This window comes from Paenibacillus oenotherae (assembly GCF_019443105.1).
GTDB lineage: Bacteria > Bacillota > Bacilli > Paenibacillales > Paenibacillaceae > Paenibacillus_Z > Paenibacillus_Z oenotherae.
In genome coordinates this window covers 290605-315559 of the sequence record NZ_JAHZIJ010000004.1, presented here as the reverse complement: position 1 = coordinate 315559, position 24955 = coordinate 290605, and the positions used below count along the sequence as shown (strand labels likewise).

The 24955-nt window shown below is 53.3% G+C and carries 23 protein-coding genes; 22 read left to right on the top strand and 1 reads right to left on the bottom strand.

What is annotated here, in order from left to right:
- Positions 1 to 267: 267 nt before the first annotated feature.
- The gene (locus K0T92_RS09215) at positions 268 to 2499 is read right to left on the bottom strand and encodes an MMPL family transporter (RefSeq protein ID WP_219872139.1); all 2232 of its coding nucleotides are present in this window, start codon (positions 2497 to 2499) and stop codon (positions 268 to 270) included.
- Positions 2500 to 2637: 138 nt separating this feature from the next.
- On the opposite strand from K0T92_RS09215, the gene K0T92_RS09210 reads away from it, so the two are divergent.
- The 22 genes from K0T92_RS09210 to K0T92_RS09105 all read left to right on the top strand — a co-directional run bounded on the left by K0T92_RS09210 (position 2638) and on the right by K0T92_RS09105 (position 24854).
- On the top strand, positions 2638 to 3255 hold the full coding sequence (locus K0T92_RS09210) for a TetR/AcrR family transcriptional regulator (protein ID WP_219872138.1): 618 nt from the start codon (positions 2638 to 2640) through the stop codon (positions 3253 to 3255).
- 221 nt (positions 3256 to 3476) lie between these two features.
- Positions 3477 to 3881: a DUF2188 domain-containing protein gene (locus K0T92_RS09205; RefSeq protein WP_219872137.1), complete on the top strand. Its 405-nt coding sequence runs from the start codon at positions 3477 to 3479 to the stop codon at positions 3879 to 3881.
- Positions 3882 to 4140: 259 nt separating this feature from the next.
- Positions 4141 to 4563: a GNAT family N-acetyltransferase gene (locus K0T92_RS09200; RefSeq protein WP_219872136.1), complete on the top strand. Its 423-nt coding sequence runs from the start codon at positions 4141 to 4143 to the stop codon at positions 4561 to 4563.
- 131 nt (positions 4564 to 4694) lie between these two features.
- A complete protein-coding gene (locus K0T92_RS09195) occupies positions 4695 to 5246 on the top strand; it encodes a DUF402 domain-containing protein (RefSeq protein WP_219872135.1) in 552 nt (183 codons plus the stop codon).
- A 6-nt stretch (positions 5247 to 5252) separates the two neighbouring features.
- A complete protein-coding gene (gene lepB, locus K0T92_RS09190; RefSeq protein WP_246628008.1) occupies positions 5253 to 5927 on the top strand; it encodes a signal peptidase I in 675 nt (224 codons plus the stop codon).
- 19 nt (positions 5928 to 5946) lie between these two features.
- On the top strand, positions 5947 to 6381 hold the full coding sequence (rnhA, locus tag K0T92_RS09185; RefSeq protein ID WP_219872134.1) for a ribonuclease HI: 435 nt from the start codon (positions 5947 to 5949) through the stop codon (positions 6379 to 6381).
- A 129-nt stretch (positions 6382 to 6510) separates the two neighbouring features.
- Entirely contained in the window at positions 6511 to 7647 is a 1137-nt protein-coding gene (queG, locus tag K0T92_RS09180; RefSeq protein ID WP_219872189.1) for a tRNA epoxyqueuosine(34) reductase QueG, read from the top strand.
- Positions 7640 to 8173, top strand: a complete 534-nt coding sequence (locus tag K0T92_RS09175) for a methylated-DNA--[protein]-cysteine S-methyltransferase (RefSeq protein WP_246628007.1) — start codon at positions 7640 to 7642, stop codon at positions 8171 to 8173. Before queG ends, K0T92_RS09175 begins: the two co-directional genes overlap by 8 nt.
- A 5-nt stretch (positions 8174 to 8178) precedes the next feature.
- On the top strand, positions 8179 to 9210 hold the full coding sequence (locus K0T92_RS09170) for an HD-GYP domain-containing protein (RefSeq protein ID WP_219872133.1): 1032 nt from the start codon (positions 8179 to 8181) through the stop codon (positions 9208 to 9210).
- Positions 9211 to 9312: 102 nt separating this feature from the next.
- Positions 9313 to 9534, top strand: coding sequence for a YneF family protein (locus K0T92_RS09165; protein WP_219872132.1), 222 nt, complete (start codon positions 9313 to 9315; stop codon positions 9532 to 9534).
- 37 nt (positions 9535 to 9571) lie between these two features.
- Entirely contained in the window at positions 9572 to 10165 is a 594-nt protein-coding gene (folE, locus tag K0T92_RS09160; RefSeq protein WP_219872131.1) for a GTP cyclohydrolase I FolE, read from the top strand.
- A gap of 1103 nt (positions 10166 to 11268) precedes the next feature.
- Positions 11269 to 11739, top strand: a complete 471-nt coding sequence (locus tag K0T92_RS09155; protein ID WP_219872130.1) for a hypothetical protein — start codon at positions 11269 to 11271, stop codon at positions 11737 to 11739.
- Positions 11740 to 11831: 92 nt separating this feature from the next.
- Entirely contained in the window at positions 11832 to 13118 is a 1287-nt protein-coding gene (locus K0T92_RS09150) for a stalk domain-containing protein (RefSeq protein ID WP_219872129.1), read from the top strand.
- Between the two features lie 154 nt (positions 13119 to 13272).
- The gene (locus tag K0T92_RS09145; protein WP_246628030.1) at positions 13273 to 14220 is read left to right on the top strand and encodes a FecCD family ABC transporter permease; all 948 of its coding nucleotides are present in this window, start codon (positions 13273 to 13275) and stop codon (positions 14218 to 14220) included.
- Complete coding sequence (locus tag K0T92_RS09140; RefSeq protein WP_343223674.1) at positions 14217 to 15266, top strand: FecCD family ABC transporter permease; 1050 nt, start codon at positions 14217 to 14219, stop codon at positions 15264 to 15266. Before K0T92_RS09145 ends, K0T92_RS09140 begins: the two co-directional genes overlap by 4 nt.
- 16 nt (positions 15267 to 15282) lie before the next feature.
- Positions 15283 to 16146 (top strand): ABC transporter ATP-binding protein, encoded by an 864-nt coding sequence (locus K0T92_RS09135; protein ID WP_219872128.1) that lies wholly within the window; start codon positions 15283 to 15285, stop codon positions 16144 to 16146.
- 375 nt (positions 16147 to 16521) lie between these two features.
- A complete protein-coding gene (locus K0T92_RS09130; protein WP_219872185.1) occupies positions 16522 to 17886 on the top strand; it encodes an aspartate aminotransferase family protein in 1365 nt (454 codons plus the stop codon).
- On the top strand, positions 17883 to 19610 hold the full coding sequence (locus K0T92_RS09125) for a pyridoxal phosphate-dependent decarboxylase family protein (protein ID WP_246628006.1): 1728 nt from the start codon (positions 17883 to 17885) through the stop codon (positions 19608 to 19610). Before K0T92_RS09130 ends, K0T92_RS09125 begins: the two co-directional genes overlap by 4 nt.
- Positions 19604 to 21517 (top strand): IucA/IucC family protein, encoded by a 1914-nt coding sequence (locus tag K0T92_RS09120; RefSeq protein WP_219872127.1) that lies wholly within the window; start codon positions 19604 to 19606, stop codon positions 21515 to 21517. The genes K0T92_RS09125 and K0T92_RS09120 overlap by 7 nt, the downstream gene beginning before the upstream one ends.
- A 37-nt stretch (positions 21518 to 21554) precedes the next feature.
- Positions 21555 to 22085: a GNAT family N-acetyltransferase gene (locus tag K0T92_RS09115; RefSeq protein ID WP_219872183.1), complete on the top strand. Its 531-nt coding sequence runs from the start codon at positions 21555 to 21557 to the stop codon at positions 22083 to 22085.
- The gene (locus K0T92_RS09110) at positions 22078 to 23448 is read left to right on the top strand and encodes a lysine N(6)-hydroxylase/L-ornithine N(5)-oxygenase family protein (RefSeq protein ID WP_219872126.1); all 1371 of its coding nucleotides are present in this window, start codon (positions 22078 to 22080) and stop codon (positions 23446 to 23448) included. The genes K0T92_RS09115 and K0T92_RS09110 overlap by 8 nt, the downstream gene beginning before the upstream one ends.
- Positions 23445 to 24854 carry an MFS transporter gene (locus K0T92_RS09105; RefSeq protein ID WP_219872125.1) on the top strand — a complete coding sequence of 470 codons (1410 nt, stop codon included), beginning with the start codon at positions 23445 to 23447 and terminating at the stop codon, positions 24852 to 24854. Before K0T92_RS09110 ends, K0T92_RS09105 begins: the two co-directional genes overlap by 4 nt.
- Positions 24855 to 24955: the final 101 nt, after the last annotated feature.

The following is a 24955-nucleotide window of genomic DNA, read 5'->3' as shown; positions in this document are numbered from 1 at the left end:
AATGTTTAGAAAGTCTGCCGTGCGATTATGTTGATTTCACCTCGAATAGATTAACCTGCACAGCCTGTTTTATACCCCCCTATTACCCCTTTCTTCTCGCATATGAAACATGGAACTTCCACAGGGGAATGTCACCAAAAGGAATCCGCTCGCAGCTGCCCACCCATCACTGCTGCACGCACAAGGTTGGACCGCCGTATTGCGTTCTAGCCTTGAGTTGTCACGATGGGTTGAAGCGAGCCACCATTCATGATGGCCTGGCTCGCCTTATTTGCTGCGTTGTACCGATTGTGGGGATACTTCATAGACGCGGCCTGGCCAGAACGCTTTGCGGCCGAGCAGAACTGTAATGGCTGGCACAAGGAATGGGCGGACAACAAAGGTGTCAAGCAAGACGCCAAGCGCTGTAATCAACCCAAACTGGACAAGCACCTGGATTGGCAAAGTAGCAAGCACTGCAAAAGTTGCAGCGAGGATCAGGCCTGCTGAAGTGATGACGCCACCGGTTTCACTGACACCTTCCTTTATGGCTTGCAGAAGAGGCATCGTTTTGCGTTTTTGCCAAATGCTTGAGATCATGAAGATGTTATAATCCTCACCGAGGGCGACAAGGAATACGAATGAATATAACGGTATGGACCCCTGAATACCGTCAACGCCCATGAAGTAATGCAGGATAATCCAGCCAAGACCTAGTGCTGAACCATAAGAGAGAAGAACCGTCGCAATTAGATACAGCATAGCGACAATCGATCGCAGATATACGAGCAGAATCAGGGAAATGAGCACGATAACGACAGGAATAATGACATTCCGGTCACGATCACCGACAACCTTGGTATCATGCTGCTCGGCTGTCTGGCCGCCGATCCACACCTTTGGCGAGTCTATTCCGCTTGTTTCGCTCAAATATGCGGCAACCTTGGACTCCAGCTCTGGAATGAAGCTCATCGCTTCCAGGGAATACGGATTCATGTCAAGTGTAATGGAATAGGATTGCAGGTTCTTATTCTTAACGCCAGGGATCGGCTCAGAGAGAAGTGCGACCTGCTCCAAGGACTTCAGGTAATCGGCGATTCCGGTTTCTTTGCCTTCCGTATCCACCACCACAGTTACTGGTGCCAGAGACCCGGAAGAGAATGATTTGGCAATAATATCGAAGCCCTCGCGGGATTCCATCGTCTTCGGGAAGGAAGAGAGGATATCATAATTGTACTTGATCTGAGGAACAAAACCCGCTAATGCGCCAAGCACGACTATTGAGATAATGGTAACGGCAATGGGCTTGCGTGTGACCAGATTGCCAATTGTCAGACCGAATCCGCGTTTCGCAGTTTGTTGCGGCATCGTTTTGCCTCTGGCTGCAGCCCGTTGCTGCTTCATCTCAAGCGTACGCGGTACGAACGGATAGAAGGAGGCGCGCCCGATGACGGATAGGATTGCAGGAACGAGTGTAAGACTGGCAATACCCATAATAAAGATCGAGAGGCTGAACGGTACTGCAAAGCGGTGGTAGGCTCCGTACTTCGCAAGTAGAAGAGCAAGCAAGGAGAGTACGACGGTGAAGCCGCTCATAGCCACTGCGCCTGTCGCATCCTTGACGGCGTTAATCAAGGCTGTCATTTTGTTCTCATGGCGGGTAAGCTCCTGCCTAAAGTGGGAGATCAGGAACAAGCAATAGTCCGTACCAGCGCCGAATAACAGAACGGTCATGATTGAGATCCCTTGCGAATCCACCGTAATCCAGCCCTCGCCAGCCATCCAGCCCAGCAGAGGACTTGTAATGCCATAAGCAAACCCGACACCTACAAGCGGAATTAATGCCAGAATAGGTGAGCGGTAAATAAGCAGCAGAATAACGAGTACGATAATTACGGTCGCGATAAGGAGCGAAACATCTGCGCCGCTGAACAAAGCTGTTGCATCCACAGCAATTCCAGCTGGACCAGTAACTCGTGCACTGAGCTTCGTGCTGTTCGTCTCTTCATCGAACGGATTGTAACCAACCGCGTCAGTAACGGATTGTTTGATTTCCTCAATATTCGTTTCCAGTGTTTCCGTATCTGTGGACTCCAGGAAGAAGATTGGCTGAATGAAGGTCGTTCCATCCTTGGATACTTCGCTCATCAGCGCAGCATCCGGTAGTTGATGATAAGGGACAATTCCAGTTTGACCTTGCAGCGGGTTGTCGCTGAGTTGTGAAGACAGCTGCTTGACATGTGTCAGATCATCCCGTGTAATACCGCTCTCGTTATGCCATACGAGCAGTGCGGGCAGTCCTGATGCGCTGGGGAACTGCTCTTCGATCACTTGACCGGCAATGACGGAAGGTTCGGTCGATTCCAGGTTCGGAGCATTGTTGACTTCATTCTTGCCAACCTGCGGCAGCATGGTGCTTAGAATGACGGTGGCGAAAATCCAAACGAAGATAATGATCCATCTGGTTCGCTTGCCCGCTACGAGCTCTCCATATTTTCTTAACCAGCTGTTCTGCGACATTACTATTCATCCTCCATTTCAAAATCACGGCTTCAGGTGTAAAATTAATTAACCCGCTATTAATTATATCTACCTTAGGGTAGATATTTCAATCGGTAATCGTTAAAACTTTATGAAAATAAGTGAGTGTGGACATACATGGATGACAATCAGCCAATCAAATCCCGTACAGGACGGCCTCGAGGCAAACGATCGGATGCGACGCGCAATCAAATTCTTATGACCGCAGCAAGGAAATTCATGGAGCTGGGCTATGATAAGGTATCGCTGCAGGAGGTGGCGAATCTATGCGGTGTAACCAAAGCTACTGTCTATCATCATTTCAAGGACAAAGGAACACTGTTCACCGAATCGATTCTGAGGATGCTGCGAACCGCATTGGCAAGAAGTGAAGAGCTGATTCAAAATGAGTCGGACCTTTCTCAGAAGCTGAAGAAGCTGGCAGAAGGCTTGCTGCGCCACTCGCATGTTGAGTTTGAAGCCTTGATGCGCAAGGCTTCGGCTGTGCTGAGCCAAGGTCAAATTGCGCAGATCAGACAACATGAAGAGCAACTGCATATTCTGCTTGCTGGCGTATTCCAGAAGGCGATGAATGAAGGGCGCATTCGATCTGGCAATGCGATGTTCCTGGCGCATGCGTTCTCAGTGCTCATGCTGATGCGCAATCAACCGGAGCTGCAAGAGGGTATATTGACTCCAAGCGAGGCAGCGTCGGAGATTGTGCAGCTGTTCTTGATGGGACTTACCCCCCGGTAGGCAAAGGAGATTTTAGAAGCGCAAATTTACGCAGCAGTATGGGTCATATCTGGCAGTAAAGCGCATACTATTAGGCGAAGCCCGCCATACCTTGCTATTAGATCCATAAGTATTATGTTTGAAGCACGCTCAAAATGGGTAAAAGATAATCCATATGTTCTCTTGCTTGTGAACGTATGAATCGGGCGAAGCTGGCACAATCTTACGAGGAGGGATGATTTATGCCTTGGGATGATAAAGATTACCCTGATTCGCTGAAAAACTTCGAGCCGCGCGTGCGGAATAAAGCGATTGAAATCGCGAATGCTTTGCTGGAGGAAGGATATGATGAGGGGCGGGCGATCGCTATTGCTACGGCACAGGCCAAGGAATGGAACGATGCGCATCCGGATCATTCCATTGATAATAAAGGAATAGTATCGTCACCATCTCACAGCATTCGACATGTTGTGCCGCATGAAGGAAGCTGGGCGATCAAGCTGGAAGGCTCGAAAAATACCGACGCCATATTCAATACGAAGGAAGAGGCTGTCGCCAAAGCGAAGGAAATGGCATCGGATGACAACGGCGTCGCCATCGTTCACCGCAAGGATGGAAGGATAGAAACCTCCTATAATTATCGTTGATGCCCCTCTTGTGAATATGGTTTATCGATCATAGACAGTCCTGTCTTCGAGCTGAAGCGGGACTGTTTTCTATTTCATGGGAAAATAAAGGCAGCGAATATTCGTGTAAGCGCTTAATTGTGAGCGCTTTCAACAGAAAAACGGTTATTTCGTTAAATTTTTAAGGTTTTTTTAAGAAATAAGAAGGAATTCGGGTGATTTTGTCGTATTATTAATTTTGCCTAAATTTTTCGATACTGCACGTAGAGGGGTTTGAATCATGGACGTTCGTACTTTCCAGTTGTCCGATTACCGGCCTGTTACCCAATTACTTGAAACGGTTTTGTCGGAAGAATGCTATGAACTAACGATGGAGGCGTTTGCCCGCCAGCTGTCATGGGACAGTGAGCTTGTGCTGGTCGCTTCGATTGACGGTGAAATTGTCGGTATGATCATTGGCACCATTGATAACAACAAAGGATACTACTATCGCATAGCTGTTCTGCCGGAATATCAGCGTCAGGGTATTGGCAAACTGTTGATCCGTTCATTGCGGCAGCGGTTTGAGCAGCGGAATGTACAGAAAATCATGATTACGGCGGACGAGCATAATGAGCCGATTCTCAAGATCTATGAATCGCTTGGTTATGCAACTACGGATTTTTTCCGTTCGTTCCAGAAGCTTAGTATTATTGCAGGCTAACTGCAAGGCACGGCTTAGGTCGCTTTAAGAGCATAGAATAAAAAGGGATGAGCATATCTGTATACCATTGATTTTGGTGTGCAGATATGCTTTTCTTATAGTAAGAACTTCTGTGGGAGTACAACAACGATATGGAAACTTACCGTCACTGCCTTATCAAGAGCTTCAAACACAATGGACATCTGCATCGGACATGGCTTGAGAACTGGCAGGTGCCAAGCGGGCTGCTGCAGCCGGAGCATGCGGCTGAATCAATGATTGTCCTCATCAATCGGCAGACACCGATTCAGGAGGCGGATGGCAAGACGTGGATCAGCCGGGTACCGGCGGTTTCCTTCTTTATCCCGGGGGAGTGGTTCAATGTCGTTGCTCTTCTGGAGAATGCCGGAATCCGGTATTATTGCAACATCGCATCACCCTTGTTCTATCAGCAGGGCGTATTGACTTATATTGATTATGATCTGGATGTCATTCTTCCGCATGGCGGCTCGGCACAGGTGGTCGATCGCGAGGAGTATGAGCAGCACAAGGCTGTTTATCATTACTCTGCTGTCGTGGACTTGAAGGTGATGAATGGACTTCAAGCGCTTACACAACGTATCGAGATGAGACAGACGCCATTTCATGACGATGTAGTAATGGCCTATTATGAAGCATGGCACAAACAAATGGGCGAGGTGTAGCAGCGCATGACGAAATTATCGGATACGCTTCACGAGACTGAGCCTGCTGCGGTAGGCCCCCGCAGGCGTTCGAGCGGGGCCAAGCCGCCCAAGGAGATGAAGCCGGACAGGCCCCGCAAGCCGGGCAAGGACAAGCCGTCAAAGGCCATGCCAAGATGGGCCGCAGAGCTGTGGGATTGGGGACGCACCTTGCTTATTGCTGGTACGGTTGTTCTGCTTGTCAATTATTTCGTCTTTAATCTGTCCACGGTGGAAGGGCACTCCATGGAGCCGACGCTGCAGGAGAAGGAGTGGCTGTTCGTGAACAAGCTCTCTTACCGGTTCGGATCGCCTGATCACGGAGATGTTGTTATTCTGAAGGATCCATCGAAGGATGGGCCGCAGAAGAAAAAGTTTCTGGTGAAGCGAATTATTGGAATACCTGGAGATACAATAGAGATACGTGACGCACAGCTGTACCGGAATGGCGAATTGATCATTGAGGCCTATACGGATACAGAGATTGATGATGATGACTATGGACCAATCAAGCTGGAAGCCGATAACTATTATATTATGGGGGATAATCGTCATGCGGGCGGCAGTAAGGACTCCCGCGTATTCGGTCCCGTATCGCGTGATATGATTCAGGGCCGGGCAGATTTCATTCTGTGGCCAATTACCAAAATGAACGCATTGTAAGCGGTAGGAGTTGTGAAGATTGAAGGATGTTATGATCTATACGGACGGCGCTTGCTCAGGCAATCCCGGACCGGGCGGCTGGGGAGCCGTTCTGTTCTACGGCGATCACCGCAAGGAGATATCAGGGGCAGAGCCCGCTACCACCAACAACCGCATGGAGATTCAAGCTGTCATTGAAGCGCTCAAGCTGCTCAAGGAACCATGCAAGGCATCTGTATACAGCGATTCCGCATATGTCGTGAACTGCTTTCAGCAGAACTGGATCAGAGGCTGGCTTAAGAATGGATGGAAGAACAGCCGCAACCAGCCGGTAGAGAATCAGGATCTGTGGCAGGCGCTGTGGGCGCTGATGGGGAAGCATCAGGTGAGTTATGTGAAGGTTAAGGGACATAGCGACAATGAGTGGAACAACCGCTGTGACGAGCTTGCCCGCGAAGCGATCAAAAGAATGTAAGCTTAAAGGCGATCCCCTCGGCAGCACATTGCGGGCCCCTGAGACGGCCCCCAGGGGATCGCATGTGAAGGAGGGCACCCGAGGTTGGGCAGCGACAGTGAAACAACATGGGACAAGCTGAAGGCGGAGATGAAGGAAGCGGCCAGGAGCCTTGGCATCGACAAGATCGGCGTGGCATCAGCGGCTCCGTTCACCACGCTCAAGCAGCGTCTGCTGCGCCACCGCGAGCTCGGCCACGAATCAGGGTTCGAAGAGGCTGATCTGGAACGGCGCACGGAGCCGGCGCTGCTGTTCGATAATCCACAATCCATCATTGCTATTGTAATCGCTTACCCGTCCAAGCTGCAGGGGGCGCCAAAGTCAGAGCCTGGCTCCAGAAGGGGGATTCTGTCACGCTCCGCATGGGGCGATGATTACCATGCGGTGCTTAGGGATCGTCTGAGCCGTCTGGAGGCTTGGCTGAGGGAACGTGTGCCTGATCTCCGCGCAGAGAGCATGGTGGACACTGGAGCGCTCTCAGACCGTGCTGTTGCGGAGCGGGCGGGTATGGGATGGAGCGCGAAGAACTGCTCGATTATTACGCCTGAGTGGGGATCATGGGTATATCTTGGCGAGATGATCACCAATCTGCCGCTCCCGCCGGATGAGCCTGTCACCGAAACTTGCGGGAGCTGCACCGCTTGCATCGATGCTTGCCCGACAGGAGCGCTGGTGGGACCGGGACAGCTTAATTCGCAGCTGTGCATCTCCTTTATTACACAGACGAAGGGGCTTGTCCCGGATGAGATGATGCGCAAGATCGGCAACAGGCTGTACGGCTGTGATACATGCCAGGTCGTCTGTCCCGAGAACCGGGGCAAGAACTGGACGCATCAGCCGGAGCTTCAGCCCGATCCCGAAAAGGTGAAGCCGCTGCTAGTGCCATTGCTTACGATGGGGAATCGGGCATTCAAGGAAGTCTATGGGAGCGGAGCGGCGTCATGGCGGGGCAGGAAGCCGATTCAGCGCAATGCTGTCATCGCGCTCGGCAACTTCAAGGATGCCAGCGCGGTGCCTCATCTGGCCGGGGTTCTCGGCGAGGATCCCAGGTTCGAGCTGCGGGCGACAGCGGCGTGGTCGCTGGGCCGCATTGGCGGTGAGGCTGCGAAGGCAGCACTGGAGAAGGCGGCTCCGCGTGAGCGGGAGGAGCCCGTAATTGAAGCTATAGCCGCCGCGCTTGCGACCTTCGGGAATGGACAGGCCAAAGAGGAGGAGCATAATGGTTGAATCGATGTCTTGGCGGGAGATGGCCTCACCAATAGGCCCTTTGGTTCTGCTCGCAACGGATCAGGGATTATGCCATATTGATTTTGGCGGCTATGCCTCCCGTGAAGAGCCGCTGCGCAAGTGGGCCGCTGCCAGAGGGATAGCGCTTGCGCCAGCGTGGCAGGAGGACCCGGAGCATCCCGTTATTCGCGAGGCTGCAGCACAGCTGGAACGTTATTTTGCCGGAGAATTAACGGCATTCAATGTGCAGCTGGATATGCGGGGAACTCCATTTCAGCTGCGGGTATGGGAAGCGCTGCTGGATGTTCCCTACGGGGAGGTCTGCTCCTACAAGCATATAGCGGAAGCAATCGGCCAGCCCAAGGCTGTTCGCGCAGTTGGCGGTGCTAACAACCGGAATCCGCTGCCGCTCATCGTGCCGTGCCATCGCGTTATCGGAGCCTCCGGCGATATGGTCGGCTATGGAGGCGGCTTGAATATCAAGACGTACTTGCTTCAGCACGAACGTACAGATAAGAAGGGGTGAGTGCCATGAGGTACATTGATATAGAGATGGTGGAGCCTGGGCATTTTCTTGGCAAGACGATTTATGCAACGAACGGGACCGTTCTGCTGTCCTCAGGCATTCAATTAACAGTCTATATGATCAGCACGCTGAAACGGATTGGTGTCACCAATATCTACATCAGGGACCCGCTGCTGCCGGATGTGGAGCCGGAAGAGATCTTATCCGAGGAAACCAAACGGGGGCTCATCCGCAGCATGTCAGAGACGATGGATTCCATCCGTTCGGGCAAGGACTTCAATTCACGCTCTATCAGTCTTGTGATTGAGGATTTGCTGGACGATGTACTCAGCAACAAAGAGGTTCTGATCCAGCTGAATGAGATCAGGACCAGGGATAATGCTGAATTCGTTCATGCCATGAATGTATGTATGGTATCGACGCTGCTTGGCATAGGGCTGCATCTGAACATGACGCAGCTGAAGGAGCTTGCAATCGGCGCTTTGCTGCATGATATCGGGAAGGCGAATGAACCTCCAAGATTGGAGGGAGACCCGCCGGCCAAGCATCATACATGGAGAGGTTTCGAGATTCTGCGTTCCAAGCGGGAGTTCAGCCTGCTGATCGCCCACGTTGCGCTCCAGCATCACGAGCATGTGGATGGTTCGGGGGTGCCAAGACAATTGGTCGAGGATCAGATCCATCAGTATTCGCGAATCGTCGCGGTGGCCAATACCTACGACAATTTGCTGCAGCAGGATTACCAAGGGAAGAAAATGCTGCCGCATCTTGCTTGTGAGCGGATGCTCGCCATGTCTGGCAAGGAGCTCGACCATGAGGTGGTTGTGCAGTTCATGCGTGCGGTATCGATCTACCCGAACGGTGTGTCTGTCATGCTGTCTACTCGGGAGGCGGGTGTTGTTGTAGGACAGCATCGGGGTTTGCCGGGGAGGCCGATTATCAAGCTGCTGAAGCGGGAAAGCGAAGATGAAATCGACAGCCGAGAGATCGATCTTGCCAAGCATAATACCATCTTTATTGAGCAGGTGCTGGGTTGATAAAAAGTCAAACCGGGGCGGTTTGCGAAGGTTCGTTCGGACATGCTATGATAAGTTCTTAAGATATGTAACAACTACAGATAAGGTATGGTGATTTGAGCAATGTGGACGGTCATTATTGCGATTGTAACACTCGTAGTCGGCGCTGTCGGCGGATTTTTCATCGGCGTTTACTATCTGAGAAAGCAATTGGAGAAAATGCAAAGCGATCCTGATATGCTTCAGAAGATGGCGAAGCAGATGGGATACAATATGAACAAGCAGCAGCTCCAGAAGGCGCAGCAGATGATGAAGGGCGGCGGACGTCCAGGCGGCCGCAGGTAAAACGTCTGCCAGCCTGCTGGCTAAGGAGGTAAGTGAAGTGGCGGGTAAGAAGGATTATGTTAATTCCAGCGTCTCTGACAACCGTGATCAGATCGAATTTCATATTAAAGAGATATTGAAGCTGATCGGGGAGGATGTCGAGCGTGAGGGGTTATTAGAGACACCTGCGAGAGTAACCCGTATGTACGAGGAAATTTTCGCGGGCTATGATGTTGATCCAAGGGATGTGCTTGGCGTTACTTTTGATGAGCAGCATGAAGAGCTTGTTATTGTCAAAGATATCGTCTACTACAGCCAATGCGAGCATCATATGGCGCCATTCTTCGGCAAAGCGCATATCGGATATATTCCGAGCGGCAAGATCGCCGGACTTAGCAAGCTTGCGCGTCTTGTTGAAGCGGTCTCGCGGCGTCTTCAGGTACAAGAACGCATCACCTCTCAGATCGCAGATATTCTGGATGAAGTATTGAAGCCCAGCGGTGTCATGGTCGTTGTCGAAGGTGAGCATCTGTGTATGTGCGCACGCGGCGTTAAGAAGCCCGGCAGCAAGACGGTGACCTCGGCTGTACGCGGTGAATTCCGCTCAAGCGCGGCGCTTCGCTCGGAATTTCTCTCGCTGCTGAAGCAGTAGGAACGATGAAGTGAATATAGGGTTGTTCTTGCATAGAAAGCCGATTCATTGCTTTGTCAGCCTGACAAAGCCGATGAATCGGCTTTTTTGAGATTCATTTTTTTGATGCTGCAGGCATGTTTATCTCGCTTATAAACTATGATGTTACATCGGAATATCAGACTGTTGAAATATCGCCTTCTGAGGGTGGCGACTCCATCAACGTCGAGCATGCCTGCGAAAATGCATAGATGCATAGATGCATAGTGCATAGTGCATAAATGCGTAAATGCATAATGCGTAAATGCGTAGATGCATAGTGCATAGTGCATAAATGCGTAAATGCGTAAATGCATAATGCGTAAATGCGTAAATGCATAGTGCATAAATGCGTAAATGCGTAAATGCGTAAATGCGTAAATGCGTAAATGCGTAAATGCATAATGCGTAAATGCATAATGCGTAAATGCGTAGATGCATAGTGCATGGTGCGTAAATGCATAAATGCATAAATGCATAAATGCGTAAATGCATAGTACATAAATGAATAAGTGCGAAATGCTTAAATTCTTAAATGCGAGAGTGCAAAGTGCAAAGTGCAAAGATGCATAAGTGCAGGCTTTCTCTTTGTTCCGGCCTGCTAAAGGTGAAATGCCTGCCAAAGTGCAGGCATTTCGCCATATTCGCCTCAATCGGGCTCATTCTGCCCTATATTCCTGCTCAATCGCAGGCATTCCAGCTCCGACGGGTTCTTTTATCCGAAATTCCTGCGCTTACGCAGGTTTCCTGCTCTTCCTGCAGGGATGAAAAGCCATCACCGACATTGCCTGAAAGCACGACGGGCTTTCCCGGGCAGCCTGAACTTGCTGTAAGCCGGAAGAGGGTTGATGCTGGTTGAGTGTTGGTTGTTTGAGTGATTGATTGAGTGATTGAGTGATTGGTTACTCGGTTAGTTACTTGCTTGGCCTGACTCAAACCCGCGTATTTATGCACTGTCAAATATCATTTTTCATGGATGAATAGAATATTTTAAGGTTATTATTGACAAAATCACTGAGAATGATTATCATACTCTATGGCAGTATTGATATTCATTATCAATGAAAACAGCAGGAGGATTCAAAATGAGGGGTTGGCACATAACACTTGCTTTAATTATCGTGCTTCTGGTGGCGGGATGCAGTTCAGGCTCAGGCAATACGGGCGGGAACAAGGCCGGATCAGAAGGCGGTGCGGAAGGAGAACGTCAAACGGCAGTGATCGAGCCTAAGAAGGTGGAGGTAGCTGATCTGCGGGACGGGGTGAAGATGATGAGCTCGTTGACGAAGGATTTCAAGCAAGCTGTTGAAGCCGATGACGAGAAACAGAGAAAAGAGCTTGTCGCACAAATTGCTGGAGTCTGGGAAGCGATCAAAGCCGATCTAAAGGTGCAGAGCGCTGATACATACCCGACTGTTGAAGGGGAAATGGCAGAATTCCTTGACTCGGCAAGTGGAGATAAGATCGATAAAGAGCTCGTCATACAGCAAGACTATAAGCTTTATCAACGCTTCAGAGACCTCGGCAAAGCGTTGGAGCAGCAACCGCAAGTATGAGGGAAATAAGCTAGGTATCAGGGAAATAAGCTAGGAGTCAAGGGCACGGTCATTTGTTTCATCATTTGAGAAAGAGAAAGGTGATAGCTATCATGAAATCATTCAACAAGGTTCGCATTCTTGCATTGCTTCTTACTTTCGCATTAACCATCTCCGTAATTCCGGGCTTCGCTGCAGCGGCAGGCAAGGATATTAAGGTGCAGATCAACGGCACGCAAATTTCGTTCGACACGAAGCCGCAAATCAGCAATGGCAGCACGCTGGTTCCTTACCGCGCACTTGCGGAGAAATTGAATGCAACGGTTAAATATGATTCCAAAACGAATAAAGTCAGCGTGATCAAAGGCAGCAAAACGGTCGTTCTGACGATTGGCAGCAAAAATGCTACCATCAACGGCAAGGCTGTTAAGCTGGATGCGGCTCCGATCACGAAGAACGGCAGCACGCTTGTACCGCTTCGCTTCTTGGGCGAGTCCCTGGGCGTATGGGTATCGTGGAAAGCTTCTACTTCCACAGTGTCGCTGGAAACATCGAAGACGATTACGCATGCAATGGGCAAAACAACGCTGAAAAAGGTGCCTGAGCGCGTTGTTGTTCTGTTCAACGGCATGGTTGATGCTACAGTGCTGCTCGGCGTTAAGCCGGTAGGCGCGGTTGAATCCTATGTAGAACAGCCTTGGTACAACTTCCTGAAAGGAAGCATGTCCGGCGTTAAGAATCTTGGTGACGAGACACAGCCAAGCCTGGAGGCAATCGTTGCTTTGAAGCCGGATGTAATTATCGGTTCCAAAATGCGTCATGAGAAAATTTACAGCCAGCTTCAAGCTATCGCTCCGACAGTAATGACGGAAGACATCTACTCCTGGAAGAAAACGCTGGAAATCGGCGGTATCGTATATAACAAAGAAGCGCAAGCATCGCAATACATCGCAGATTGGGACAAACGCGTAGCGGATTTCAAATCCAAAATCGGTTCCAAAGCAGCAAAAACGAAAGTATCGGTTATCCGCTTCAATCCGGACGGATCGGCTCGTGCTTACATGGCTGGATTCGCAACGAATATTTTCAAAGAGCTGGGCTTCGACTTCCCTAAAGCGCAGAAGGATGCAGGAACCGATATCGTAACCGTCAAAACGCTTGAAGGCACATCCATGCTCGATGGCGACTATATCTTCGACTTTACAACGGACTGGACCGGCGACGGCGGCGTCTACAAGCATCAGAAGGAATGGACGTCCAGCGATCTCTGGAAGAACCTGAATGCTGTTAAGAACAAGAAATACTACAAGGTTAATGTTGTTTCCTGGAATATGTCCGGCGGACCGCAAGCTGCCAAGATGATGCTTGACGATCTCTACTTCTACTTCGATCTTGACTAATAAGACGGGCAACATTAATTCATCACACTTGAGAATGGGCGAGAACGCTCATTCTTTTGTGCGTCTGACAGGGGAGGATCAAGTGGAATCGACATCGATAGGCATTAGCAATCCTTGGGCGAGAAGCGCCGGGCTTCTAATACTAGGCGCGGCCATGCTGGTGTTCGTCGGATTAAGCATCGTACTGGGCGCAACCAAGATTAGTGTACAGCAGGCTTACGACTCTATTGTGCAATACGACAGCACTTCTAACGAACAGATTATCGCCAGGACAACGAGAGTCCCGCGGGCGCTGATTGCTGCTGCAATAGGCGCCAGCCTTGCAATAGCCGGGGCGATTATGCAGGCAATCACCCGCAATCCGCTCGGCGACCCGACAATACTCGGCATTAATTCAGGGGCCACCTTGTCTGTCGTTACTGCAATTACGGTATTCGGGATCGGATCGATGAATGTTCTGGTTTGGATATCCTTCCTCGGTGCGGCGCTTGGGGCTATGTCTGTCTTTGCCCTTGGCTCGCTTGGCCGCGACGGTCTGTCGCCAATGAGAATTGTGCTGGCAGGTGCTGCTATGACTGCGCTGTTCGGGTCCTTTACGCAAGGGCTGCTCGTTATGAATGAGAACGGCTTGAATGATGTCTTATTCTGGCTGACGGGCTCTATCGCAGGGCGTTCACTGGAGAGCTTGAGCTCGGTGCTGCCTTATTTGGCAGTCAGTTGGATTGCAGCCCTTATCATATGCCGCCATCTCAATGTGCTTGCAATGGGCGAGGATACGGCGAAGGGCTTGGGGCAGAAGACGATAGCCGTCAAAATCATCGGAAGCATCATCATCGTTCTGCTCGCCGGAAGCTCGGTAGCTGTAGCAGGGCCGATCGGTTTTATCGGCATTGTCGTGCCGCAGATTAGCCGTCTGTTCGCAGGGATGGATTATCGCTGGCTGATTCCTTACAGCGCTCTATCAGGCGCACTGCTGCTGCTGGCAGCAGATATTATGGCCCGCTATATCATCATGCCGCAAGAGCTGCCGGTAGGTGTAATGACGGCTGTCATCGGAACGCCGGTCTTTATTTTCATTGCGCGGAAGGGGCTGAACAAGTGAGAAAGGGCTATATTACAATTCGCTCCTCGGCAATGTCTCTCTCTGTTCAGCTCCATAAGCGGCTTATTCTCTTGTTCCTGGTCTTGCTTGCGGTAGTGGCGGGATCGATGGTAGTCAGCACGGGCATCGGCGATATGTATATTAATCCGCTCGATGTATGGAAGGCAGTTCTCGGTCAGGGTCTGCCGGATCATATTCTGGTTGTACAGACGCTCCGGCTGCCTCGCATCGTGATCGCTATTATGGTGGGTGCGTCACTGGGCGTTGCGGGGGCGATGATGCAAAGCATTATACGCAATCCGCTCGCCGCTCCTGACCTTATTGGCGTTACGGGAGGCGCTTCTCTCGCTGCAGTAACCTTTCTAACCTACCTGCCGGGCCTGTACAGCATTCACCTGCTCCCGGTCGCTGCTATGATTGGCGCTGTGGCCGCTTCCGCGCTTATCTACATGCTGGCTTGGAAGAGGGGCGTCGCACCGGTCAGACTGGTGCTGGTCGGTATCGGCATCTCGGCTCTTATATCGTCCTTGACGACGATGCTGATCGTCATGTCGCCGACGATCTATGCAGCGAGCTCTGCATATCTGTGGATTACCGGCACGATCTACGGGACATCTTGGGATAATGTGCTGTCGCTGCTGCCGTGGACGACCGTATTTCTGCTATTGGCAGTATTGAGTGTAAGAGAGCTGAATATTCATCAGCTAGGGGATGATATTGCAGCAGGCACAGGAAGTGCTGTTCAACGCAAGCGCCTGCTGCTGCTGGGCATTTGTGTCATACTGGCGGGGTCCGCGGTTTCGATGGCCGGACCGATTGGATTTGTCGGCCTGCTGGCGCCTCATATGGCCAGACGGCTGGCCGGGCCGTCTGCAGGCAGTATGCTGCCTATCGCCGGATTGCTTGGGGGCTTGATCGTGCTCCTTGCCGATTTGGTAGGAAGAACCGCCTTCCTGCCGCATGACATTCCGGTCGGGGTGTTCACGGCTGGAATCGGAGCGCCGTTCTTTATTTATCTTCTATATCGAACGCGCAATGCACGTTAAGAAAGGAGTGGCATAGATGCCTGTACCACACTTGGAGACCAAGCAATTATCCGTTTCATACGAAGGAAACAAAATTATAGACAGTTTGAACCTGCAGCTTCCCAAAGGCCAGATCAGTGTCATGATCGGACCCAATGGCTGCGGAAAGTCCACCTTGCTCCGCTCGTTAGCCCGATTGCTGAAGCCGCAGGAGGGCGCTATCGTGCTAAGCGGGCGCGACATTGCCCGCATGCAGACGAAGGAAGTGGCCAAGCAGCTGTCGATTCTGCCTCAAGGCCCTGTCACGCCCGAAGGGCTGACGGTGTTTCAACTCGTCAAGCAGGGACGATATCCATACCAAAGCTGGCTGAATCAGTGGTCAGAGGAGGATGAGTCGATGGTGGAGCAGGCACTTGCCGCGACCAAGATGACGGAGCTTGCCCATCGTTCGGTAGACTCGCTCTCAGGGGGGCAGCGCCAGCGCGCATGGATAGCGATGACACTGGCGCAGGGGACAGACACGATTCTGCTCGACGAACCGACGACCTATCTGGATATTGCCCATCAGATCGATGTGCTGGATCTGTTGTTTGAGCTGAATGAAACCAAGAAGAGCACGATTGTCATGGTGCTCCATGATTTGAACATGGCCTGCCGTTATGCGCATAATCTCATTGCGGTTCAGAACAAAACGATTGTCGCGCAGGGCAGGCCGGAGGATATCGTCAGCAAGGACCTTGTTCGGGAGGTGTTCGGGATGGAATGCGAGCTTATGGTCGATCCTTTCTTCGGCACGCCGATCTGTGTTCCCGAGGGCAAGGGGCGGCATGCTGCGGCTGGCAGCTCCAGACGTCTGGCAGAAGTCGAGCGGGGAAAGCCGGACGCATCCTTCGCTGTATAAGGAGTAGCGGGCCGGGAGGGGAACCCGCACGCTCTATTTTTGCATGGGGAGTGTGCGGGGGGATTAACGGAATTAATTATTGTGGCTGGAAGGAGGCGGTATGAGCTCATTGTTGTCCAGATGTACTGTGACTGATGCTTTATTACAAGATAACTGCGGGGTGAATGATAATTAGGGAAGGCAGATGGCGAGCAAGTGAAATGAGTATCGCGTAGGCGCTGCAGCGCTGTAATTTGCAAATGCTGCAAAAAATTTAAAACTTTCGCATGGAAAAGAATATGCACTCTTCCTCTTGCGGTGATAATGATAATCATTTACAATCAAACAGGATAGTTTGATAATGATTATCATTTTCGCAAGGAGGAGTATAATGTGATTCCAAGTAATACGCATTATTTGGAAAGTCAGCAACGCCGTGAATCGAACGCCAGATCATACCCGAGGAAAATTCCGATCGCCATCACAGAAGCATCAGGCATGATGGTGAAGGATGCTGACGGCAAAACGTATTACGATTGCCTTGCAGGTGCAGGCACGCTTGCTCTGGGGCACAACCATCCCGTTGTTGTGGAAGCGATTCGCAGTACTCTGGACAGCGGTCTGCCGCTCCATACTCTTGATCTGACTACGCCCGTCAAGGAAGCGTTCGTTGACGAGCTTTATCAGCTGCTGCCAGCAGCCTTCGCATCCAAAGCTCGCATCCAATTCTGTGGTCCTTCGGGGGCCGATGGGGTGGAAGCGGCAGTCAAGCTCGTGAAGACGGCTACCGGCCGACGGTCGATGCTCTCTTTTCAGGGAGGATATCATGGCATGACCCATGGGGCATTAAGCCTGACAGGCAATCTGAACCCCAAACGGGACATATCCGGTCTTATGCCGGAGGTTCATTTTCTGCCTTATCCCTATGCCTATCGTTGTCCCTTCGAGCTGGGCGGGGAGCAGGGCTGGCGGGTCGGGAGCAAATACATTGAGCGCACGCTGAGCGATCCGGAGAGCGGCATTACAGCGCCAGCAGGAATGATCGTTGAAGCTGTGCAGGGCGAAGGCGGGGTGATCCCGGCGCCGGACGAATGGCTGCGGGAGATGCGCCGGATTACGAAGCAGAACGGCATTCCGCTCATTATGGATGAGGTGCAGACGGGCTTCGGACGTACGGGCTCCATGTTTGCTTTTCAACATTCCGGCATCATACCTGATGCTGTGGTGCTGTCCAAAGCGATCGGAGGCAGCCTGCCATTATCGGTTGTTGTCTACAGTGAAGAGCTGGATGTGTGGGAGCCAGGTGCCCATGCAGGCACCTTCCGCGGCAATCAGCTGGCTATGGCTGCGGGGCTTGCAACGATGAAGTTTATCCGCGAGAACCGGATAGATGAGCATGCCGCCGCTATTGGCGGACGGCTGCTGGAGAGGCTGCGCCAGATTGGACGGCTTACATCCTGTATCGGTGATGTGAGAGGGCGCGGACTGATGATTGGCGTCGAGATTGTGGATACGAACGGAGCGATTGATGTGCTGGGCAGCTACCCTGCAAGACCGGATATGGCCAAAGCGATTCAGAAGGCTTGTCTGGAGCGGGGGCTGATTCTGGAGCTGGGCGGCCGGCACGGCAGCGTCGTGCGTCTGCTGCCGCCGCTTATTATAACGGATGAGCAGGTAGAAGAGATTGCCGCCATATTCCATGATGCGGTTCGCGCTGTCGAACGGGTCATGCTGGGCGGACTTGTTGAGGTGCGGGGATGAGCAGTCAAGACGTTTACACGCTGCCAGAGCGCGAAGTGGAGCAGCAGCACTCGCAAGTGGCAGGGAATGACTCGCAAGCGGCAACAGGGGGACACTCGCAAGCGGTGGCAGGCGATCATTCACAATCGGTAGCGGGGGACCTCCCGCAAGCGGCGGAATCCCCTGGTTCGAGCAAGCAGGGAGAGCGGTTCGCGGCTATGTTCCTGTCGGAATCACCGCAAAGTCAAGATGCGTACCGGGGGCTGATGGGAGTCTTGTCGGATGTGCTGATTAAGGAGTTCGCGTCCTCAAGCAAGCCATACAGCGGGGCGGAGCCCCAGCAGGTTGCGGAAGCGTTGCAGCATCGCCCGGTCTGTCCGGAGCTGCCGGAGGAGGAAGGGGATGTGCAGTCGCTGCTGGAGCGTGTAGGCGCCGAGGTGCTCCGCCATTCGGCAGTGGTTACACATCCGGCCTGCGCAGCGCATCTTCATTGTCCGCCTCTGATGATGTCGGCGGCCGCTGAAGCATGGATCGGGGCGACGAATCAATCAATGGACTCATGGGACCAGAGCATGGCAGGGACATTGCTTGAGGAGGAACTAATCGGTTGGTTATGCGGCTTGTACAACCTGGGTTCTTCCGCAGATGGCGTGTTCACCAGCGGAGGGACGCAGTCCAACCTGATGGGCCTTCTTCTGGCGCGCAATCATTACGCCTGGAGCAAGTGGGGCTGGAATGTTCAGAAGCGCGGTCTGCCAGCGGCCGCTTGCCGGATGCGGGTGCTCTGCTCGGAAGCGGCGCATTTTACGGTGAAGCAGTCCGCTGCGCTGATGGGGCTTGGCGAGCAGTCTGTGATCTCTATTGAGACGGATGACAGAAATCGCATGCGGCCCGAGGCGCTGGAACGGCGGCTGATAGAGCTTGAGGAGGGCGGCTTGCTGCCCTTTGCCATTGTAGCAACAGCGGGCACGACCGACTTCGGGAGCATCGATCCTTTGGAGGAGCTGGCTGCTGTCGCGGAGCAATACGGCATTTGGCTGCATGTCGATGCAGCGTATGGCGGGGCGCTGGCGATGAGCGATCGCCATAGCGGGCTTCTTCAGGGAATCGGGCAGGCCGATTCAATGACGGTTGATTTTCACAAAGGCTTCTACCAGGCCATTAGCTGCGGAGCCTTCCTGGTGCGGGACAAAGCGCGATTCCAATCCATTCGCCTGAATGCGGATTACTTGAATCCGGAGGAGGATGAGGACGAGGGCGTTCCTAATCTGGTCATCAAGTCGCTCTCAACGACCCGGCGCTTCGATGCGCTCAAGCTGTACCTGTCGCTCCAGCATTATGGTCGGCGGGCCTTCGGGGAGATGGTTGATCATACGGTGGCTACTGCCCGCGCTACTGCGGCTCTAATACGGGAGGAAAATGGTCTTGAACTGATCGCCGAGCCGGAGCTCAGCACAGTCGTATTCCGCTATGTCCCGGCATGGTGTCCGGCTGATGTGGAGGAGGGCGAGTGGTCGGATGAGCTTAATAATGCGATTCGCTCAAGACTGATGAGCAAGGGCTGGGCTGTACTGGCCAGAACGTCGGTGAACGGGCGCAGATGTCTGAAGCTGACGCTGCTGAACCCGCGGACGGAGAAGAAGCATACGGCGATTATTGTGCGGAAAGTGATAGAGACAGGAGAAATATTGGCCAGAGAGCTTGCGGCGTCCATTGTACATAAGGGGGAGAAAACAGGATGTTGAATGACAGGAGACAGGCGGCCAAGACGATTGCAGGTCAGGCCGCGATGCAAAATTTATTGAATTGCTATTTGAGAGAAACGGGGGATGGCTTCGTATATGCGGCTGGAGAGGCGCAGGTTAAAGGTTCGCTGAGACCCGAGCACCGCTTTCTGGCGGGACTGAACGCAGGGATCGGAGCCGGGGCTGCGGGTACGCTGGTGTGCCTGCTCCCGCAACAGAATATTGCGCTGCTGGCAGGCGTGGACTATTATTCCGCGACTGGCCGCCATCGGTTCGTCTTTCCGGTTCATTATGTGACGGGAACAGGCGAAGGCGCAGCGGCAGCTTCCGCTCATGCGGTAGAGGCTGATTATGTGACGCTCGCTGCGCTGCTGGGCAAAGAGCTGACGCTGGCAGCCAAGGAGGATGCCAGCCCGGATGAGCTAATGCTGCGAACGATTCAAAGCTGCCAGAATGTGGAGCGCTTCGTGCAGGCGCGGATGGACAACGGACAGCGGTCAACGATGGATTTTATCACCGCCGAGCAGTCGCTTGTTTACGGTCATCTGCTTCATCCAACACCTAAGAGCCGTCAAGGCATTCCAGAGGAGCAGAATGCGGTCTATTCGCCGGAGCTGCAGGGCGAATTCCGCCTGCATTACTTCCGCGCACACCGCTCCATCGTGCTGGAGGATTCCGCTCTGGAGCTGTCGGCCAGCGAGCTGATCAAGCGCGATCTGCGCGGGGATCAATCCGTAAGCGAGGAATGGCTGAGCCTGCATGCCGGAGCCGAGGAGTGGCCGCTTGTGCCGGTCCATCCGCTGCAAGCGGAATTTCTGCGCAAGCAGGCGCCGGTTCAGAAGGCGATAGAGGATGGTCTCCTGCAGGATCTGGGGCCGTGCGGCCGCGCTTATATGGCGACATCCTCCTTGCGGACGATCTATCACCCGGATGCTGCATTCATGTACAAATGCTCCATACCTGTGAAAGTAACGAATTCACTTCGCGTGAACAAATATAAGGAGCTTGAGCGGGGCGTTGAGGTTACGAGGCTTCTGGATACCGAGATCGGCGAGGTGAGAGATCAGTTTGCCGGATTTGATATTGTTACGGATCCTGCTTTCATTACACTTCGCTTCGAGGGTCAAGAGGGAGAGGAATCCGGCTTCGAGCTTGTGTTGCGCGAAAATCCGTTCCTCGGCCGAGCGGCTGAAGATGCTGTAATGGTCGCTGCACTTGTACAGGACCCGCTGCCAGGCGGCGAGACCATTCTGACGGCTGCCATACGCGGCATTGCCCGGCGGGAAGGCCGGATGGAGGCGGAGGTCAGCGTTGATTGGTTCACCCGCTATCTGGCATTATCGCTGCGCCCTATGGTGTGGCTCTATCAGAAATGGGGCATTGCGCTTGAAGCGCATCAGCAGAACAGTGTAGTGAAGCTGAAGGACGGATATCCGGTTCATTATTACTTCCGGGACAATCAAGGCTATTATTTCTGCAAATCGACGGAGCAGCTGCTGGAGGATCGTCTTCCGGGCATCGGCACCAAAAGCCAGACTGTCTGCGAGGACGCGGTTGCCGACGAGCGGTTCCGATACTATCTCATCATGAATCATATGTTCGGGCTGATTAATGGCTTTGGCTTTGCAGGACTGGCAGACGAAGCGCTGCTGCTCGCCAAGCTGCGCGAAGCGCTGGAGGCATTCGTGCCGATGAACCGCGAGCCGTCTATTTTTCTGGAAAGCCTGCTGAATTGGGAGACGCTTCCGTGCAAGGCGAACCTGCTCACCCGGCTGTACGACATGGATGAGCTGGTAGGGTCGCTGGAAGCGCAGTCGGTCTATGTGGATATTCCCAACCCGCTCGTGAAGGAGGTAGAGCAGCTTGCAGGCCGCTTCGAATCAACAACTGCAGCAGTCCTCCGGTAACGGCTGTGTGTATGAGGAATACAATGAGACGCTGGGGATGACCGTGGGCTTCCGCCCGGTATCCATAGAGGATGATCTGGACCGGCTGCATGATTGGCAGCAACAGGAGCATGTGATCCCTTATTGGAAGCTGAACATTCCGCTGGCGCAATATCGGGACCACCTGACGCAATTTCTCGCCGACTCCCATCAAGCGCTCTATATCGGATTGCTGGATGGCAAGCCGATGAGCTATTTCGAATCCTATTGGGCAGAGCCGGACATCATCGGCCGTTATTATGAGGCTGAGCCAGCGGATCAAGGCATTCACCTGCTGATTGGTCCCCCTGAATATTTGGGCAAAGGCTTGGCGGCGCCGCTGCTGCAGGCATTGATGCGGTTCCAATTCCAGCATGCCGCTACGAAGAAAATTGTTGCCGAGCCGGATGTCCGAAATGCGCGGATGATTCATATTTTCAGCAAATGCGGGTTCCGCTTCCAGAAGGAAGTGGCGCTGCCGGACAAGACCGGGGCGCTGATGTTCGCCTATCGGGACGAATGGAACGATGGGAGTGGAATTCATGAATAAAGTGACAAGCACGAATGCGGCGGCGGATCGCGTCTACGATGTGATCGGTATTGGCATCGGGCCGTTCAATCTGGGACTGGCTGCTCTGCTGGAGGCGGCGCCTGAGGTAGACGCGCTCTTCTTCGACCGCAAGCCGGAATTTCAATGGCATGCGGGCATGCTGCTGGACGGGACGACGCTGCAGGTGCCCTTCTTCGCCGACCTGGTGACAATGGCCGACCCTACACACCGTCTCAGCTTTTTGAACTATCTCAAAGAGCAGGGCCGATTGTATCACTTCTACTTTCTGGAGAAATTCCAGATTCCGCGTCAGGAATACAATCATTACTGCCAATGGGCGGCAGGCAAGCTGGAGAGCTGCCGGTTCGGACAAGAGGTGACGGCAGTCCATCGTTTGGCGGACGGTGCCTTCGACTCTGGGGCAGCGGCTGGCAAGGGGGCGCAATTCGCTGTAGAGGTACGGAACGGAGAGGACGGCAGTGTCCGTCTCTACTACACCCGGGATCTGGTGCTTGGTGTCGGCAGCGTGCCGCATGCGGCAGCGCCATTCAGAGGTTTGCCGGGAGAGGATGTATTCCATTCCGCGCAGTTTATGGATCGGCTTGAACGCTGCCGCCAAGCGAAGTCGGTGACTGTAATCGGCTCGGGCCAGAGCGCGGCGGAGATTTTCCTCCAGTTGCTGTTGGAGCAGCCGGAGAAAGGCTACAAGCTGGATTGGTTTACGCGTTCGTCCGGATTTTTCCCGATGGAGTATTCCAAGCTGGGGCTTGAGCATTTCTCGCCGGACTATACGAGCTATTTCTATGGTCTTCCGCAGGAGCAGAAGGATGCCGTCAGAAGCCGTCAGGCTCTGCTGTACAAGGGCATAAGCGCGGTCACGATAGCGGCGATCTACGAGCGGCTGTATGAGATGAGTGTCGGAGGCGTTAAGCCCCCGGTCAGGCTGCTTGCCCATACGGAGGTCAGAGGCATAACGCCGTCAGAGACGCCGGAGCAGGCGGGCTACACGCTTGATTGCTGCCATCTGGAGCAGGAATGCTCCTTCCAGCATGCAAGCGAGGTGATCGTGCTTGCGACCGGCTACGCGCATCCTGTGCCAGCTTGTATGGATTCGCTCAAGGGTCTGGTCTCATGGGACGATCAGGATCGGTACACCGTAGAGAGCGACTACCGATTAAAGCTGACGGAGCCGATCGAAGGCCGCATATTCGTGCAAAATGGCGAGCTGCACACGCATGGCGTCGGCGCTCCTGACCTGGGTCTGGGCGCATTCCGCAACAGCGTCATTCTGAATGCGCTCACGGGGCGGGAAGTGTATCCGGTAAGTGACCGGAACGTGTTCCAGCAGTTCGGCGCAAGATGAGCGCAGCCGCTAATCTATCTGTGCCAGGGGCGGTGCGGCTTGCCGCCCGCGCACGCTTTGTGCTGCTCGGCTGCGTCTTTCTCGGCTTGTTCTCGGAGGTGCTGCTGTCGCCGTATTACCCGCAATTTTTTGCCAAAGTATTCGGGGTTGAAGGAATTGCCTTCACAGGCATCTATCTGTTTATTTGCCGGCTGACAGCAGTGATCTGCTCGCCCCTGTGGGGCATGCTGACCAAACGGTTCGAGGCCAAGCGGCTGCTCTTCGTCGGCCAGTTGGGGACAGCGGCTTGTACAGCGTTAATGGCTGCGGCCGAGACGGCGGGACAATTTATTGCAGTTACGGTCATTCTTATCCTGTTCAAAAGCAGCTACATTCTCATCTATCCCATGATTATCGAGTTGACCGGCCAGGACAAGCGGGCAGGGGCCGCTGGCATATTCCACGCGGTGTACCATGCTGCTGTTATTCTGTCCACGCTCGCGGGCGCACATATGCTGAAGATGGATAATCCGCTCACCCTGTTCTACTACGCGGCTGCCTTGGATACCATTCAGCTTGGCGTATGCGTGTGGGCGCTTAAACATCTGGGTCGCAGCAACAGCAGCAAGGCTCAGAATCAGCGCGACGGTTCAGGTCTAGGTCAGGATCAAGAGCGAGATCAAGGTCAAGATTCAGGTCAAGGCCAGGCGCAGGCTGAAGCTGCTGCTGGCGTTCAAGTGGGGGGTGCCGAGCTTGCAGGGACAGGCAAGCAGGCCGCCGCTTCTGCCAGTAGCCGTACCGGCAGCCGGCTTGCCGCTGTTCTGAAGAACAGCATGGAGAGCTGGAACGGTACGGTGCTGCTTATCGGCGCGTTGTTCTTTACGATGATGATCGCTTGCAATATGATTCGTCCCTATTTCACTCCTTATATGGAAGGGGAATACGGGCTGGACACGGTACGGGGAGGCTGGCTGTTCCTTGTCCCGAACGCGATGGCTGTTCTGGCTTTGCCGCTCATCCGGCGGTGGTGTGTTGCCGAGCATCTGACTAAGGTATACGGGCTTGGAATGGCGCTTATGGCTGTAGGGCTTCTGCTCCAAGCGGCTGATTCGCTGCCGCTGCTGATTGCTGGCAGAGCTGCATTCGGACTCTGCATGGCGCTGACGATGGCGGCTCTGGATATTATGCTGTTCAATCAAAGCGAGGGCGGGCAGATGCATGCGCACTTCGGGATTATCGTTGCTTTTCAGAATTTGGGGGAGCTGGCTTCACCGCTCATGGCCACTTCGCTCGTTCAGCAGGGGGGGCTGGCTGCGCCTTTTATAGGGGCTGCCATAATTAGCGCCGTTAATCTGGTGTTATTCGCTGGCTTTATGCGCATGCGCAAGCATTGGCGTACAAGCGCCGCCGCAGAAGCGTCACTATGACGGGCTGGACTTCCGGCAGTGTAGTTCTATTCTCCGCATCTGCCAAGGCCTTGTCTTTGGCCAATCTGCTGCGGACAGCAATAGGAGGAGATTATTGACCA